Annotated in this window: 14 protein-coding genes; 6 read left to right on the top strand and 8 right to left on the bottom strand. The window is 65.2% G+C overall.

Features of this window, described 5'->3' with window-relative positions:
- Window positions 1-26 precede the first annotated feature (26 nt).
- From DCO45_RS21045 to DCO45_RS21035, 3 genes are all read right to left on the bottom strand, one after another.
- Window positions 27-710 carry a TetR family transcriptional regulator gene (locus tag DCO45_RS21045; RefSeq protein WP_116927643.1) on the bottom strand — a complete coding sequence of 228 codons (684 nt, stop codon included), beginning with the start codon at window positions 708-710 and terminating at the stop codon, window positions 27-29.
- A 144-nt stretch (window positions 711-854) separates the two neighbouring features.
- Window positions 855-3,293: a membrane-bound PQQ-dependent dehydrogenase, glucose/quinate/shikimate family gene (locus DCO45_RS21040; RefSeq protein ID WP_116927642.1), complete on the bottom strand. Its 2,439-nt coding sequence runs from the start codon at window positions 3,291-3,293 to the stop codon at window positions 855-857.
- Between the two features lie 264 nt (window positions 3,294-3,557).
- Entirely contained in the window at window positions 3,558-4,445 is an 888-nt protein-coding gene (locus DCO45_RS21035; protein ID WP_116927641.1) for a LysR family transcriptional regulator, read from the bottom strand.
- 93 nt (window positions 4,446-4,538) lie between these two features.
- Between DCO45_RS21035 and DCO45_RS21030 the strand changes: the two genes are divergently transcribed.
- The 5 genes from DCO45_RS21030 to DCO45_RS23130 are packed head-to-tail and all read left to right on the top strand — an operon-like array spanning window position 4,539 to window position 8,474.
- Window positions 4,539-5,426 carry an amidohydrolase family protein gene (locus tag DCO45_RS21030; protein WP_116927640.1) on the top strand — a complete coding sequence of 296 codons (888 nt, stop codon included), beginning with the start codon at window positions 4,539-4,541 and terminating at the stop codon, window positions 5,424-5,426.
- Between the two features lie 21 nt (window positions 5,427-5,447).
- Window positions 5,448-6,281, top strand: a complete 834-nt coding sequence (locus tag DCO45_RS21025) for an SDR family oxidoreductase (RefSeq protein WP_116927639.1) — start codon at window positions 5,448-5,450, stop codon at window positions 6,279-6,281.
- A 25-nt stretch (window positions 6,282-6,306) separates the two neighbouring features.
- On the top strand, window positions 6,307-7,293 hold the full coding sequence (locus tag DCO45_RS21020) for a tripartite tricarboxylate transporter substrate binding protein (RefSeq protein WP_116927638.1): 987 nt from the start codon (window positions 6,307-6,309) through the stop codon (window positions 7,291-7,293).
- A 15-nt stretch (window positions 7,294-7,308) separates the two neighbouring features.
- Window positions 7,309-7,827 carry a carboxymuconolactone decarboxylase family protein gene (locus DCO45_RS21015; protein ID WP_116927637.1) on the top strand — a complete coding sequence of 173 codons (519 nt, stop codon included), beginning with the start codon at window positions 7,309-7,311 and terminating at the stop codon, window positions 7,825-7,827.
- Entirely contained in the window at window positions 7,827-8,474 is a 648-nt protein-coding gene (locus DCO45_RS23130; RefSeq protein WP_207788105.1) for a hypothetical protein, read from the top strand. The genes DCO45_RS21015 and DCO45_RS23130 overlap by 1 nt, the downstream gene beginning before the upstream one ends.
- Here the strand turns inward: DCO45_RS23130 and DCO45_RS21005 are convergent.
- From DCO45_RS21005 to leuS, 4 genes are all read right to left on the bottom strand, one after another.
- A complete protein-coding gene (locus DCO45_RS21005) occupies window positions 8,471-8,866 on the bottom strand; it encodes a VOC family protein (RefSeq protein WP_116927670.1) in 396 nt (131 codons plus the stop codon). The two genes, DCO45_RS23130 and DCO45_RS21005, sit on opposite strands and share 4 nt — an antisense overlap.
- 119 nt (window positions 8,867-8,985) lie before the next feature.
- The gene (gene holA, locus DCO45_RS21000) at window positions 8,986-10,038 is read right to left on the bottom strand and encodes a DNA polymerase III subunit delta (protein ID WP_116927636.1); all 1,053 of its coding nucleotides are present in this window, start codon (window positions 10,036-10,038) and stop codon (window positions 8,986-8,988) included.
- 40 nt (window positions 10,039-10,078) lie between these two features.
- The gene (gene lptE, locus DCO45_RS20995; RefSeq protein WP_116927635.1) at window positions 10,079-10,591 is read right to left on the bottom strand and encodes an LPS assembly lipoprotein LptE; all 513 of its coding nucleotides are present in this window, start codon (window positions 10,589-10,591) and stop codon (window positions 10,079-10,081) included.
- Between the two features lie 5 nt (window positions 10,592-10,596).
- Window positions 10,597-13,296 carry a leucine--tRNA ligase gene (gene leuS, locus DCO45_RS20990; RefSeq protein ID WP_116927669.1) on the bottom strand — a complete coding sequence of 900 codons (2,700 nt, stop codon included), beginning with the start codon at window positions 13,294-13,296 and terminating at the stop codon, window positions 10,597-10,599.
- A 266-nt stretch (window positions 13,297-13,562) separates the two neighbouring features.
- Between leuS and DCO45_RS20985 the strand changes: the two genes are divergently transcribed.
- The gene (locus DCO45_RS20985) at window positions 13,563-14,825 is read left to right on the top strand and encodes a mechanosensitive ion channel domain-containing protein (RefSeq protein ID WP_243419445.1); all 1,263 of its coding nucleotides are present in this window, start codon (window positions 13,563-13,565) and stop codon (window positions 14,823-14,825) included.
- Window positions 14,826-14,838: 13 nt separating this feature from the next.
- On the opposite strand, the gene DCO45_RS20980 is transcribed toward DCO45_RS20985, so the two are convergent.
- Window positions 14,839-15,599, bottom strand: a 761-nt coding sequence (locus DCO45_RS20980; protein WP_243419444.1) for a GDYXXLXY domain-containing protein, incomplete at its 5' end; no start/stop codon positions are given.

Here is a 15,599-nt window from a genome sequence, read left to right as displayed (position 1 = left end):
ACCGGCCCGTGTTTCTGCGTCCTTCCTCAGCCTTGCGCTGCCCGCACACACACCAGCGCATCCACCTGGTCCAGCAGCATCTGCAGATGGCGCTCGCGCAGTGCGTGGCCCAGCAGGTCCACCTGCAGCAGGCTGCGCCAGGTGGCGGCGTGGTCGATGCGAAAGCCGCTCAGCGCAGAGATCAGGTAGTGCACATCGGTGGCAGTGACCTCGGGCTTGAACAGGCCCTGGGCCACGCCGCGCTCCAGGATGCGCTCCAGGGGGGTGAGGGCCGCCCGGCGCAATGATTCGGTGTTGGAGATCTGGCCCAGCATTTCGCCGCCCTGGAAGTTCTCCTGCAGCACCAGGCGCGTGAAGGCCTGGTTGTTGGCGTGGTAGTCAAAGCTTTTCTGGGCCAGTGCATGCAGCGCTTGCAACGGCTCTAGCGCGTCGAGGTTCAGGCTTTCTTCGGAGGCGCGGATATCGGTGTAGCTTTGCTCGATGACGGCCAGGTACACATCCTTCTTGTTGCCGAAGTAGTAGTACAGCATGCGCTTGGCGCAGCCGGCCTTGGCGGCAATGCGTTCGAGCCGGGCGCCGTCATAGCCATAGTTGGCAAACTCGGTCTTGCCGGCGTCGAGCAGGGCCTGGCGCATGCCTGCCGATGCGCCGGGCTCATCGGTCTGGGGGGGTTGAGAGGTTGGCTCTTGCTGGCCTTGCTGCTTGCTCACTGCCGGATCTCCGTGGACACAAGCGGGCAAGCGTACCATGCGCGCCCTTCGCGGAGCGTCGGCGATAAAAAAGCCATGGCTTGCAGTGCAGGCCATGGCGGGTTTGTGGGTCAAGGGGCTGGTGGCCCGACCCCATGCAGGTGCTTACTGGGCCTTGTCAGGCAGCGCGTAGGCGATCACATAGTCGCCACGGTCGGGCGACTGGCGCGCGCCGCCGGCAGAGATCAGCACATACTGCTTGCCGGTCTTGGGCGATTGGTAGGTCATCGGGCCGCCCTGGCTGCCCACGGGTAGGCGGCTTTTCCAGATCTCCTGGCCGTTGGCGGTGTTCCAGGCGCGCAGGTAGTAGTCCTGCGTGCCGGCAAAGAACACCAGACCGCCCTGGGTGGACAGGCTGCCGCCCAGGGTGGGCAGGCCCACGGGCATCGGCATGCGCATCTTGATGCCCATCGGGCCGGTGTCCTGCACGGTGCCCACGGGCACCTGCCAGACCACTTGCTGGGTCTTCATGTCAATCGCTGAGAGCGTGCCAAAAGGGGGCTTCTGGCAAGGGATGCCCAGCGGCGACATGAAGCGGTCCTTGATGACGGCATAAGGCGTGCCGCCCAGCGGCACCTGGCCCATGCCGGTGTTGGGTTGCTCGCCACCATCGGACAGCGCGGCCTTGGGCTTTTGCGGCATCATCTGCACCCACAGGCCCAGGCGCATGTCGTTGACAAAGATCAGGTGGTTGTTCGGGTCGGCCGAGATACCGCCCCAGTTCATGCCGCCCAGCGAGCCGGGGAAGCTCAGCGACACATCGGTGTCAGGCGCGGTGAACAGGCCTTCATAGCGCATCGACTTGAACTTGATGCGGCAGACCAGCTGGTCCAGCGGCGTCGCGCCCCACATGTCGGCCTCGGTCAGGGTCTGGGTGCCAATCTGCGGCATGCCGACGGAGACGCGCTGGGTGGCGGCATATTTCTCACCGGCAATGCCTGCGGGCTTGACCGGCACATCGTCCACCTGGGTCAGCGGCTGGCCGCTTTGGCGGTCCAGCACAAAGATCTGGCCGGCCTTGGTGCCAACCACCAGCGCGGGCGTGGTGCTGCCATCTTTTTGGGGGAAGTCGATCAAGGTCGGGGCCATCGGAATATCAAAATCCCAGAGGTCGTTGTGCACGGTCTGGTAGACCCATTTCTCATGGCCGTTGGTGGCATCCAGCGCCAGGATGGAGGCGCCGTACTTCAGATCGGCGGCCGAGCGGGGCACGCCATACAGATCGACCGAGGGCGAGCCCATGGGCAGGTAGACGGTGTTGGAGCTGGGGTCGTAGGTGGTGCCGGCCCACACATTGGCGGACGAGCGCGTGTAGGTGGCGCCGGGGGCCAGCACCTCGTTGGGCGTGTTGGAGCCCGCATCAAAGGCCCAGCGCAGCGCGCCGGTCATCACGTCAAAGCCACGGATCACGCCGCCGGGCATATCGACCTGGACGTTGTCGGCCACCCGTCCGCCGACAACGATGGTGGTGCCGGCCACGGTGGGGGCCGATGTGAGCGTGTAGTAGGCCGGGTTGGCAATGGCGCCCAGGCCCTGCTTCAGATCGACAATGCCCTGGTTGCCAAAGCCGGCGCAGAGCTCGCCGTTGTCGGCATTGATGGCAAACAGGCGCGCGTCGATGGTGTTCATCACAATGCGGCGCTGGCACTGGTCGCCTGCGGGCAGTGCGACGGGCTGCACCGGCGACGATCCCGCCACCTGCGGCACCGGCAGCGGCGCATTCGCATCAAAGTAGGCCAGGCCCCGGCAGCGTTCCCAGACACCGCCCACATGCGAGTTGGTGTCGTGGCGCCACAGCTGCTTGCCGGTATCGGCATCGAGCGCAATCACGTTGTTGCTGGGCGTGCAGACAAAGACCTTGTCACCCACTTGCAGCGGCGTGGTCTGGTCTTCGGCACCGGCGCCGGTGGATTGGGGTACATCGCCGGTGTGGAAGGTCCAGGCCACTTGCAGCTGGTTGACGTTGTCCACATTGATCTGGTCCAGCGCCGCAAAGCGGTCGTTGTTCGTGCCGTTGCCGTAATGGCTCCAGTCCTTTTGCGCGCTGGCGGCATCGACCGGCTTGCGGCTGATGGCCGCCTGGTTCTGCACCTCGGGATGGATCTGGAACATGGAGGCAAAGCTCACCAAGCCCACCAGCAACAGCACGCCCGCCAAAGCCAGCGGGCCCTTGTTGCTGCGCGCGCGCGGGGCGCCCGCTTGCAGCAGCGGCAGGCAGGCGCTGACCACCGCTGCGCCAAAGGTCATCGCCAGCAGGCGCGAGACCAGGCTCCAGTAGTCCAGCCCCACCTCGGCCAGGGCCCAGAGCACCGTGGCGGCAAAGGTAGTCAGGTACAGCCAGCCGCCCGAGCGGCGGCCGCGCAGCACCTGCACGCCCGACAGCAGCAGGCCCAGGCCTGCCAGCAAAAAGTACCAGCTTCCGCCCAGGCTGATGAGCTTGCCGCCGCCGACCAGAAAGGCCAGGCCGGCGATGGCCAGCACCGCGCCCAGCACGCCGAGCAGCAGGCGCACGGCCAGTGACGGTACACGCGCTTGTTGTGTCATATCGATCCTCGAATCTGACTTGGGCCTGGCAGGCGCAGCAGCCCTCTGCGCAAGGCCCGGGATGGGGCGTTGTGCAGAGGGCCCGAAGCAGTCGCTGCTACAGACCTTGTCTTGTGTGAGAAAAAATGTCCATTGTGGTGAGAAATAAAGTCCATCGCTGCCTGATGTGTACCGGATATTTCAAGAACTTCTGAAACATATAGCCGCCAAGCAGCCATGGGTTGGCGCAAATGCTGCTGGGGCGCGCGCTGAAGCGACGTGGATTCAGGCGCTGAAATGCTGCTTCATCAGCGGCTTCAGAATGCCGTGCACGGCCTTGACCAGGCGGTTGTGCGGCCGCGCTGCCGGTGTGGCCAGCACGATGCGGTTGCGGATCACAGGGTGGCTGACCTGGGCGGTGAACACCGGCGCGCTGCCCGGCCAGGTCTTCACAGCGCTGGCGGGTACCACCGAGCAGCCCACATTGCGGGCGACCAGGGACAGCACCATCTTGATCGAATCAACCTCGGCGACGATGCGCAGCGGCAGCTGCTGGTCTTCGACCGCGTCGTCAAAAATCATGCGCAGCGCCTGCGGGCGGCTGGGCAGCACCAGCGGGTAGTCCACCAGCTGGGCGACCTTGACCCGCTCGGGCAGGGGGCGGGTGCTGATCAGCACCAGGGGCTCGCGCGCCAGCGGCTCGGTCAACAGCTGCGGCGTGGGGCTGGGGTCAAACAGCACGGCCACATCCAGGCGGTCGGCCAGCAGCCATTCGCGCAGGCGAATGCTCAGGCTCTCTTCGACAATGATCGAGGCATCGGGGCAGGCCTGCAAAAACTGCTGCACCACATCGGGCGTGACCAGGCTGGCCACCAAAGGCGGCAGCCCCAGGCGCACCTTGCCGCGCGGGCTTTGCAGACGCGCGGCCATGTCCGCCTTGGCGGCATCGACGGCCGCGCAGATGCTGCGCCCATGGGCCAGCATGGCCTTGCCCGATTCGGTCAGCCGCACGCCCCGGCCATGGCGCTCGAGCAGCGGCTGGCCCAGCTCGGCCTCGAGCAGCTGCACCTGGCGGCTCAGGGTCGGCTGGCTCAGGTTCAGCGCCGCAGCGGCCTTGCTGTAGCTCTGTGCCTGGGCGACCGCCATGAAGTACTGCAAGCGCAGAAAATCCATGCATCACCTCTATATCTGATATTTGGATTTTATAGGCGATCAAAAAACTGGCAGTTCCACAATGCGCTCAAGACGACTCTTTGATGGCCTTGCATGAACGCCCCGACCCCCCACCTCCAGCAGCCCGTACAGACCTATATGCTGGCGCCCTCGCGCCCCAGTCTGGTGCTGCCCGCCGGCAGCTGCGACAGCCATGTGCATGTGTTTGGCCCGGTGAACGAATTTCCGTATGCGGAGCCGCGCAGCTTCACCCCCGCCGATGCGGGCAAGGAGACCTTGTTTGCGCTGCACCGCCATCTGGGCATCAGCCGCTGCGTGATCGTGCAATCGGCCTGCCATGGCTATGACAACCGCGTGGTCGAGGATGCGATTGCGCATGGCGGCGGCCGCTACCTGGGTGTGGCCCTGGTGCCGCTGTCGGTCGAACGCACCGAGCTGCAGCGCCTGGCCGCAGCAGGTTTTCGGGCGATCCGCTTTAACTTCATGAAGCACCTGAACACCGGCGCCTCGGTTGAGGACGTGGTGGCCTTGACGCCCATGCTGGCCGAGCTGGGCATGCACCTGCAGATCCATTTTGAGAGCGCGCTGATCCACAGCCTGGGCCCCGTGCTGCAGCAATCGGCCTGCCCGGTGGTGATCGACCACATGGGCCGTGTGGATGCCACGCTGGGCCGGGAAGGCGCCGATTTTCAGGCACTGCTGCGGCTACTGGAGCAGCCGCTGTTTTACGTGAAGGTCAGCGGTATCGACCGCATCGATGCGACGCCGCCCTACCAGCACGGCATTGCGCGGGCGCAGGAGCTGGTGGCCCATGCGCCCGACCGCGTGCTCTGGGGCAGTGACTGGCCGCACCCCAACCACACGCATGTGCCCGATGACGGTGTGCTGGTCGATGCGCTCGCGCGGTTCAGCCCCAACCCGGCGCATCTGCAGGCCCTGCTGGTGGACAACCCCCAGCGCCTCTACCGCTTCCCAGCCTGAGATATTCGCAAGGAAAAAAGCATGGCGATTTTTGATGCCCATACCCCCGTCAACCCGCAAGGCCGGCTCGCCGGCAAGGTGGTCTATATCACCGGTGCCGGGGCCGCTGGCGCGGGCTGGGGCAATGGCCGGGCGACGGCGATCCGCTTTGCGCAGGAAGGCGCACTGGTGTTTGGTGTGGACCGCAATGCCCAGGCGCTGCGCGAGACCGAGGGCAGCATCCGCAGTGCGGGCGGCCAGTTTGTCGCCGGCCACTGCGATGTGATGGATGCGGCCTCGATAGCGGCATCGGTGCAGGCCTGCCAGGCGGCGCTCGGGCGCATCGATGTGCTGGTCAACAACGTGGGCGGCTCGGCCAAGGGCGGGCCGGTCGAGATGGACGAAGCGGTCTGGGATGCCCAGCTGGACTACAACCTCAAAAGCGTGTTCCTGTGCTGCAAGGCGGTGCTGCCGCTGATGCAGGCGCAGGGCGCGGGCAGCATCGTCAATATCTCGTCGACCTCGGGCATGCGCTGGACCGGTGCGGCCCAGATTGCCTATGCATCGAGCAAGGCGGCGGTGATCCAGTTTTCCAAGGTGCTGGCCGTGCAGTACGCGCCGCACCGCATCCGCGTGAACACCGTCGTGCCGGGCCAGTTGCACACGCCGATGGTCGAGACCCGCTTGGCCGGCCAGCGCGCTGGTGGCGATGTCGAGGCGCTGCTGGCCCAGCGCCAGGCGCGTATTCCGCTGCCCTTCATGGGCGATGGGCGCGACACCGCCAATGCGGCGCTGTTTCTGGCCTGTGACGAATCGCGCTTTGTGACGGGCACCGAGATTGTGGTGGACGGCGGTATGACCGTGCGCTGCGGATAAAGCAAGATTATTGAAGGAGAAAACGATGAGATTCCACGCCTTTCCCGCAGCCCGCCAGTGGCTGCACGCTGCCGTGCTGGGCACCGCGCTGGGTTGCGCCAGCAGCGCCATGGCGCAAAGCGAGATGACGCGCCTGCTGGTGGCCTTTCCGCCCGGCGGCCCGGTGGACTTCATTGCGCGCACGATGTCGCAGCAGCTGGCCAAGGAATTGGGCCACCCGGTGATTGTGGAAAACAAGCCAGGCGCCAACGGCGCGATTGCTGCCGACAGCGTGATCCGCTCAGCACCCGACGGCAAAACCCTGTGGCTGACCAGCGTGGGTGCGGTCGCCATCAACCCTGCCCTCTACCCCAAGCTGAACTACAAGCCCGCCAGCGACCTGGTGCCCGTCTCGCTGGTGGTCAACAACGTGGAGATCATGGTGGTCAATGCGCAGACCAGTTTCAAGGACGCCAAGGACTTTGTGCAGGCCGCCAGCCAGCGCAAGGACAAGCCGATGACGATGGCGTCGTCCGGCACCGGCAGCGTGCCGCATCTGGCAGCCATCCAGCTCAATGAATCGGCCGGCCTGAATCTGATGCATGTGCCCTACAAGGGCGCGGCCCCTGCCATTACTGACCTGATGGCCGGCCATGTCGATGGCTTCTTTGGCGATATTCCCGGCCTGGTGGGCGCCATTGACAGCGGCAAGTTCCGGCCCGTGGGCATTGCCGCTGCCAAGCGCAGCGCCCGCTACCCGAACGTGCCCACCTTTGACGAGCTGGGCTACAAGGGCGTGGATTCGAACAACTGGTATGCGGTGTTTGCGCCCAAGGGCACCAGCGCCCCGGTGGCAGCCGCTTTGAGCCGCGCCATCCATGCGGCCTTGCATGCACCCGATGTGCAGCGCAAGATCGAGGCCTCGGGTGCCGAAGTGGTGGGCTCCAGCCCCGAAGCGCTGGCCCAGCAGCTGGCGACCGACACGGAAAAGTGGACCGCCATCATCCGCCGCAACCGCATCACCCCCGATTGAGTTTGAAAGACTGCCATGCGCATTGAAGCGATTGAGCCAGGCACGCGCAGTGCCCTGGCGGAGTTGGAGCAACAGATTAAGGCCGAGCGCGGCCGCATCTCGCCGCTCTACCAGGTGCTGCTGCACAGCCCGGCCATTGCCAAAGGCTGGGAGCAGATGCTCTCTGCCGTGCGCAACTACAGCAGCATCGATGCCGGGCTGCGCGAGCTGATCATTCTGCGGGTGGCCATGCTCAACCAGGCCGCCTATGAGTTCGAGGCCCATGTACCGCATGCGCTCAAAGCCGGCGTGACGCAGGCCGCCATCGATGCGACGCGCGACACCGGCACCACTGCCAGCCCGGCCTGGGATGGCCTGCAGCAGCTGGCCATCGCGGTGACCGACGCGCTGACCCGCGATCTGCAGGTGCCCGAACCCTTGTTTGCGCAGGTGGCTGCGCGCTTCAATGCACAAGAGCAGGTGGAACTGTTTGCCACCATCGGCGCCTACAACATGGTGTCGCGCTTTTTGAACGCCTTTGAGATTGGCCACTGATGCCCGCACCTGCTAACGCTATCGACAGCCTGCTGCTGCGCTGCACGCCGGCAGCCCATGAAACCGCCACCACGCTGGCGCAGGCCGCCCTGGCGCTGCTGCGCCAGGACTTGGCCGATCTGCAGCTTGACCTGCGCCTGGCGCGCGTGGCCCAGCAGCCCCAGGGCATTGCCTATCTGTACTTTGCACTCGGCAACCCGCAGCCGCTGAGCGCTGATCAAACCGCGCAGGCCGAGTGCCGTTTGCAGGGCGCGGGCATGGCCGGCCTGGCCGCTTGCGAGCTCTCGCGCCTGCAGCTGGTGATGCACCGGGTGGGCCCCACACACGGCGAGGCCACACCGGTGCACTATGCCGTTGAGATGGACCCCGAAGCCGGCTGGCAAGACGAGTTGTTCGCCTGGTATGACCAGGAGCATCTGCCCGGCCTGGCCGCCGTGGCCGGCACCGCCCAGGCCTTTCGCTACCTGAACCTGGACCATGGCCCGCTGTCGCTCGCCTGCTATGACCTGGTCGATGCCGAGGTGATGGGCTGCCCGGCCTGGCTGGCGGTGCGGGGTACAGATTGGAGCGCGCGCGTGCGGCCCCATTTCACCAACACGCGGCGCACGATGTTTGATGCGCAGCCGCTGGTTGTGGCGATACGCTAGGCACCGGCCACTGGCGAGCACAGCTCCACCAGCGTGCCATGCGGGCAGCGCACATAGGCCACTACCTGGCCCCAGGGCTTGGTGGTGGGCGCAGCGAGCGCCGTAGCACCGGCCGCCAATGCGCTGGCATAGGCCTGGGCCACATCACTGCTGACCAGCGCAATCTCTACCCCCAGCGGTTGGGCCGATTCGGACGCGGCCACATGACCGCCGCTGAAGTTGGCATGGCCCAGCGCATGGTCGGCAAAGGCCAAGGTGGTGGCACCGGTCTCCAGCTCGCCATAGCTGCCCGAGGGGTGCAGAAAACGGGTGGCCAGGCCAAAGGCCTGCGAGAAAAAAGCCAACGATGCCGCGACATCGGGCACATAGACGATGGTGTAGCCGAACTGCAGTGCTTGCATGGTGGGCGCCCTTTTTTTAGAACATATTCCTGGACCCGCACCAGCGGGCCACGCTTGCCGAACGCCCGAGACCGTGTTCAGACCACGGCAGGGAGTGGGGCTGAGGGACTTTAGCGGCTGGTGCAGGCCTTGCAGGTTTGCAGGGCCAGGCGGTGCAGTGCCTGCCAACCATTGGCCGGCCACTCGGGCACCTTCAGGCCCTTGACGATGCCATCGACCGCGTGGGCCGAGTGCAGCAGGCGGGCGACGGTGGCATCGCTGATGCGGGGCAGCACGCGCTCAAAATGGCGCTCCTTGTTGCCCCAGACGCGGTTCTCGCGCAGGGCCATTGGCATGGGCCGGCCGTTGCGCAGCGCGTCTTTCACCCGCTTCATCGCGCGGATGTCTTCGGCCAGCGCCCAGTGCACCAGCACCTCGGCCTCGCCCTCAGCCTGCAGGCCGTTGAGCATGCGCTCGGTGCGCAGCACCTGGCCGGAGAGCACGGCATCCGAGAGCTTGAACACGTCGTAGCGGGCGACATTCAGCACCGCCTGTTCGACCTGCTCAAAGCCGAGCTCGCCTGCCGGGTAGAGCAGGCCGAGCTTTTGAATTTCCTGGTGGGCGGCGAGCAGGTTGCCCTCGACCCGGTCGGCAAAAAAGGCCAGGGTGCGCTGGCCTTCCTCGCCGGCTTTGACATGCTGCTCCTGCCGCTGCAGGCGCTGGGCGATCCAGGCGGGCAGCGCGGTGCGCTCGATGCTGTCGACCTGCAGGGTGACGCCATGCGACTCCAGCGCGGCAAACCAGGCGCCGGTCTTGGTGGCCTTGTCCAGGCGCGGCAGCACCACGATGGTCAAGGTGCTGTCGTTGTCCACACTGCTGCTGACCAGCTGCTGCAGCGCCGTGCTGCCATCCTTGCCAGGCTTGCCGCTGGGGATGCGCACTTCGATGATCTGCTTGTCGGCAAAGAGGCTCAGGCTCCCGCCGGCAGCGAGCACTGCGCTCCAGTCAAAATGCGCGCCAGCGACGGTGAAGCTGCTGCGCTCGGTGTAACCGTTGGCGCGCGCGCTGGCACGGATGGCATCCACGGCCTCCTGCACCAACAGGGGCTCGTCGCCATGCACGGTGTACAGAGACCGCAGCCCCTTGCCCAACTGGGCACTCAACTGATTCAACGGCACTTGCATGCTTGGTGGCGCTTCCAGCGCGGCGTGGCCGCAGCGCTTGTCATTCGGTAGGGGTGACGGACTTGACGATGGCCAGGCGCCGCACGATCTGCTGAACGATGTCGGTCTGCATGTTGCGGTAGAGCATGTCCTCTTCGTTCGCCTTGGACAGTGCGTAGGTTTCCAGGTAGCTGATCTCGCGGTACTGCATCAACTCGGAATCGGGCACATAGAGGGCGCCCTTGGCATCACGCACCCGAAAACGTGTGATCAGGCGGATCTGCAGCTCGCGCACCTCGCCGGCCGCATTGCGCGAGACGACGACGCGCTCGCGGCGCTGGCCCAGGTCATCGAAGATGGCCTCGGCCTGCGTGGCCTGGCTCGGGTCGCGCAGCACCTGCAGGCTGCCGGCAGCCTCCAGGTGGCGTTGCAGCTCTTTGAGGAAGCCCGAATTGGCGTTGCCGTTCAAATACAGCGATTTGAACGCGAAATCCACCGATCCGCGCAGTTTGAAGCCGCATGCCGCCAGCAGCGGCACGCTTGCCAGGGCAGTAAGCAGCGTGCGTTTTTGCATGGCGCTTAGACTACCACGTTCACCAGGCGGCCCGGCACGATGATGACTTTCTTCGGGGTCGCGCCATTGGCGATTTTCTGGAAGTCTTCATTGGCCAGAGCAGCCGCTTCAATCGTGGCCTTGTCAGCGCCGGCAGCGACGATGATGGAGCCGCGCAGCTTGCCGTTGACCTGCAGCATCAGCTCGATTTCGTCCTGCACCAGCGCCTGGGCATCGACCTCGGGCCAGGCGGCATCCAGCAGGCCGCCAAAGGCCTGCTGGTAGCCCAGCGCATCCCACAGCACCTGCGTCAGGTGGGGCGTGGCCGGGTAGAGCGCGCGCAGCAAAATGCCAAAGCCCTCGACCAGCGCGGCGCGGCCGCCTTCGCTGTCCACGGCCTTGAAGTCTTCCAGCGCGTTGATCATCTTCATCGCGCCCGACACCACCGTGTTGTACTGCATGCGGCTGTAGTCATAGGCCACTTGCTTGAGCACGGTGTGGATCTCCAGGCGCAGCGCCTTGGCTTCCTTGCCAAAGGCGGCGTTCGCAGCACTGGCCGCCTGGGCGCGGGCGGCATCGAACTCAGGCGCATGCAGCTTGCTGCCGAAGTTGTAGACGCGGCGCAGGAAGCGGTAGCTGCCTTCGACGGCCGACTCGTTCCATTCCAGGGTCAGCTCGGGTGGCGCGGTGAACATGGTGTAGAGGCGCGCGGTATCGGCGCCGTACTTCTCGATCAGGTCCTGCGGGTCGACCCCGTTGTTCTTGGACTTGGACATCGTGCCCACGCCCTCGTAGTCGATCGCGGTGCCAACGGGCAGCAGGCCATCGGCGCTGTCCACGGCCACCTTGAGCTGGGCGCCCACGACCTTGCCGGTCTCGTCCAACACCTGCTCCACATCCTTGGGCCAGAAGTATTCCTTGCCACCCTTGGCGGTGCGGCGGCTGTAGATGTGGTTGAGCACCATGCCTTGCGTGAGCAGCTTGGTGAAGGGCTCGTCGACCTTGACCAGACCCAGGTCGCGCATGACCTTGGTCCAGAAGCGTGCATACAGCAAGTGCAGGATCGCGTGCTCAATGCCACCGATGTACTGGTCCATCGGCATCCAGTAGTCGGCGCCGTCGGCCACCATCTTCTCGCTGTTCTTGGCATCGCAATAACGCATGAAGTACCAGGACGAATCCACAAAGGTGTCCATGGTGTCGGTCTCGCGGCGGGCCGGCTTGCCGCAGCAGGGGCAGACCACGCCGGCGTGGAAGGCTTCGCTCTTGATCAGTGGGTTGCCCGAGCCATCGGGCACCAGGTCTTGGGGCAGAACGACTGGCAGGTCCTTCTCGGGCACGGGCTGGGCACCGCAGTCTTCGCAGTGGATGATCGGGATGGGGGTGCCCCAGTAGCGCTGGCGGCTCACGCCCCAATCGCGCAGGCGCCAGGTGGTTTTCAGTTCGCCCAGGCCCTTGGCTTCGAGCGCCTTGGCCACCGCTTGCACGCCTTCCTTGTAGTGCAGGCCATCAAAGGCGCCGGATTCGATGAGGACGCCGCGCTCCTTGTCGCCATACCAGTCATGCCACTGCTGCTTGTCGTAGGGGCCTTCGCCTTCGACGGCCACCACCTGGCGGATCGGCAGGCCGTATTTGTTGGCAAACGCAAAGTCGCGCTCGTCGTGGGCGGGCACGCCCATCACGGCGCCGTCGCCATAGCTCATCAGCACATAGTTGCCGATCCAGACCTCGACCTGCGCGCCGGTGATCGGGTGCGTGACGAACAGGCCCGTGGGCTTGCCTTCCTTTTCCTTGACGGCCAGTTCGGCCTCGGTGGTGCCACCCTTCTTGCATTCTTCGATGAAGGCCGCCAGCTCGGGGTTGGAGGCAGCGGCATGGGTGGCCAGTGGGTGCTCAGGGGCCACTGCGCAGAAGGTCACACCCATGATGGTGTCGGCACGCGTCGTGAAGACATACATCTTGCCCTCGCCGATCAAGCTGCCATCGGCGTTCTTCACGCCATGCGTGAACGCAAAGCGCACGCCGGCGCTCTTGCCGATCCAGTTTTCCTGCATCAGGCGCACCTTGTCGGGCCAGCCGGTCAAGGTTGCCTTGTCGTTGCCCATCTGCACATGGTCCAGCAGCTCTTGCGCGTACTGGGTAATGGCCAGGTAGTAGCCCGGGATCTCGCGCTTTTCCACCAGCGCGCCGGTGCGCCAGCCACGGCCGTCGATCACCTGCTCATTGGCCAGCACAGTCTGGTCCACCGGGTCCCAGTTCACGGTCTGGGTCTTGCGGTAGGCGATGCCCTTGTCCAGCATCTTGAGGAACAGCCACTGGTTCCACTTGTAGTAGTCGGGGTCGCAGGTGGCCACTTCGCGGCTCCAGTCGATCGCCAGACCCATCGCCTGCATCTGCTTTTTCATGTAAGCGATGTTGTCGTAGGTCCACTGCGCAGGCGGCACGCTGTTCTTGATCGCGGCGTTCTCGGCCGGCAGACCAAAGGCATCCCAACCCATGGGCATCAGCACGTTGTAGCCTTGCATGCGCAGCTGGCGCGTGAGCATGTCGTTGATCGTGTAGTTGCGCACATGGCCCATGTGCAGCTTGCCGCTGGGGTAGGGCAGCATGGAGCAGGCGTAGAACTTTTTCTTGCCCGCGTCCTCGGACACGCGGTAGGCATCTTGGGCTTGCCACTGGCTTTGCGCGGCGGCTTCTACGTCGGAGTGGTTGTATTTTTCTTGCATGGAACTGGTCAGGAAAAAGCGGCCGCCCACGGGCATTCCGGGGCGAGGTCAATTGGGCAAAGATTGTAGGCCCATCGCCATAGCCCGTGGATGGCGAGTGCCGCACGCTGGGGTGCGGTTATACATGCCATGTAAAAATAAATGAATATCTCTCTATTGATAGCCAATATGGTGGTGGCTTGCCCTTGGCGGGTCGCCCTGGGCGGCGCCGGCCGCATCCCCCCATTTCCAACCGATTTATCCCCCCTTTGAAAGGACTCTGCCTCGTGACCTGGGAAACCCTGGACCAATACGAACCCTGGATGCAAACGGCCGCCGGTCTGGCGGCCTTGGTATTGCTGGCCTATGCACTGCGCCTGGTGGTGCGCATGGCGCTGCTGCAGATCGTGCCGCGCTTTCGCTCCAGCCTGGGCGCGGCCTGGCTGCGCACCTTGCTGGACAACCGCATTCTGGTGCGCGTGGCGCAGATCGTGCCCTCGCTGGTGGTTCAGACGGGCATTGCCGCGGTGCCGCACCTGCCAGTCATTGCCAGCACGGTGATCCGCAATGTGGCGATTGCGGTGACGGCGCTGCAGGTGGCGCGCCTGCTGTGCGCCATCATGGACGGCATCCAGCAGGCCAACGAGAGCCAGCTGGAATCGGCCCAAAGCACGCGCTCGGTCAAAAGCTATGTGCAGCTGGGCAAGATGCTGGTGATGGTGGTCGCGGGCATCGTGATGGTGGCGACCTTGATCGACCGCTCGCCGCTGATTCTGCTCAGCGGCCTGGGCGCCATGTCGGCGGTGCTGATGCTGGTGTTCAAGGACACGATCCTGTCGTTTACCGCTGGCGTGCAACTGTCGAGCAATGACATCCTTCGCGTGGGCGACTGGCTGGAGATGAACCAGGTCGGCGCCGATGGTGCCGTGGTGGACATGGCGCTCAACACCGTCAAGGTGCGCAACTGGGACAACACGATCACCACCATTCCCACCTGGCGCTTGATGAGCGACAGCTTCAAGAACTGGCGCGGCATGTCGGAATCGGGCGGCCGCCGCATCAAGCGGCCCCTGTGCATCGACACCACCTCGGTGCGCTTTCTGACCCGCGCCGAAATCGCTGAACTCAGCCGCATCGCCTTGCTGCGCCCCTACCTGGAAGGCAAGGTCGCTGAGATCACCGCCTACAACCAGGATTTCTCGGCCAAGGCGCCGGACATGGCCGACGAGATCGTCAACCTGCGCCAGCTGACCAATATCGGCACCTACCGCGCCTACTGCAATGCCTATTTGCAGGCCCACCCCAAGCTGCGCAAGGACATGACCTTGATGGCCCGCGCGATGGAGCCGACCAACCAGGGTTCGCCGCTCGAGATCTATGCATTTACCGATACCACCGCCTGGCTCGAGTACGAGGCGATCCAGGGCGATATCTTTGACCACCTGATCGCCATCCTGCCGGAGTTCGGCCTGCGCGTGTTCCAGGTGCCCTCGGGCAATGACATGCAGGTGGCGCTGCGCCAGCACGAAGTGCAGGCCCTGCAGCGCTGATCGTGTCTGTTGCCTAGCGCCGCGCCCCCTGGGCCGGTGCTGGCACGGGTGACGGCGACGATGAGGGCACATTCGCTACCGCTTCGGGCAGCGGCTCGGGCGCCACGGCCACCGGCTCGTCGGCCTCTGGCACGGGCGCTTCGCTGGCCACACCGGTCGCTTCCGGGCTGGTGATGCCCAGCGGGCTTTCCCAGATCGAGCGGCCTGGCAGCGGCAGCACCGGCTGGCCATCGCCATCGGCCAGGCCCACCAGCAGCGCGCGGCCATCGGGCAGCACGCGGAAGTCGCCATAGCGGGTCTGCTCAAAATGCCGGCCCTGGCCTTCGGGGAAGAAGTAGGCATCGGTCACCAGCACCCACTGGCCCTTGAGGCGCTTGAGCGGCAGCGCCACCTCGCCTTTTTGCAAGGGCTCGGTCGCGGTCAGCAAGCCCAAGATGGTGGCCACGCCCTGGTCGTCAACGCTGGCGCGCACCAGCTGGCTGGCGCTGACGATGTCCTTGAGCTTTTCACGCATCTCAAAGGGCAGCGCAAAGTTCAGCGCCATATAGTCGCCCTGCATCAAGGAGCGCGGGTCCACCGGGATCAGCGGCACCAGAATGCGCTGGCCATGGGCAATGACCTGCTCCTTGCCGCGCACATCCCAGTTGACCAGGCCCAGCGCCAGCACCGCGCCCACGACCAGACCGACCCATTGCAGCCGGCGCTGCGGCGCTGCAGGCGGCGTGTCTGCGCCAGCGCCGGCATCGGCCGCGCGGCGCAGCGCCCACAGGCAGG

The organism is Comamonas sp. JNW, from assembly GCF_003105075.1.
Classification (GTDB): Bacteria; Pseudomonadota; Gammaproteobacteria; order Burkholderiales; family Burkholderiaceae_C; genus Comamonas; species Comamonas squillarum.
This window is presented reverse-complemented; position numbering and strand designations above follow the sequence as displayed.

Coding starts and splice junctions, on each gene's coding strand:
- DCO45_RS21015 (WP_116927637.1), top strand. CDS start 7,309: ATGCGCATTGAAGCGATTGAGCCAGGCACGCGCAGTGCCCTGGCGGAG.
- DCO45_RS21040 (WP_116927642.1), bottom strand. CDS start 3,293: ATGACACAACAAGCGCGTGTACCGTCACTGGCCGTGCGCCTGCTGCTC.
- leuS (WP_116927669.1), bottom strand. CDS start 13,296: ATGCAAGAAAAATACAACCACTCCGACGTAGAAGCCGCCGCGCAAAGC.
- DCO45_RS21035 (WP_116927641.1), bottom strand. CDS start 4,445: ATGGATTTTCTGCGCTTGCAGTACTTCATGGCGGTCGCCCAGGCACAG.
- DCO45_RS21020 (WP_116927638.1), top strand. CDS start 6,307: ATGAGATTCCACGCCTTTCCCGCAGCCCGCCAGTGGCTGCACGCTGCC.
- lptE (WP_116927635.1), bottom strand. CDS start 10,591: ATGCAAAAACGCACGCTGCTTACTGCCCTGGCAAGCGTGCCGCTGCTG.
- DCO45_RS21025 (WP_116927639.1), top strand. CDS start 5,448: ATGGCGATTTTTGATGCCCATACCCCCGTCAACCCGCAAGGCCGGCTC.
- holA (WP_116927636.1), bottom strand. CDS start 10,038: ATGCAAGTGCCGTTGAATCAGTTGAGTGCCCAGTTGGGCAAGGGGCTG.
- DCO45_RS23130 (WP_207788105.1), top strand. CDS start 7,827: ATGCCCGCACCTGCTAACGCTATCGACAGCCTGCTGCTGCGCTGCACG.
- DCO45_RS21030 (WP_116927640.1), top strand. CDS start 4,539: ATGAACGCCCCGACCCCCCACCTCCAGCAGCCCGTACAGACCTATATG.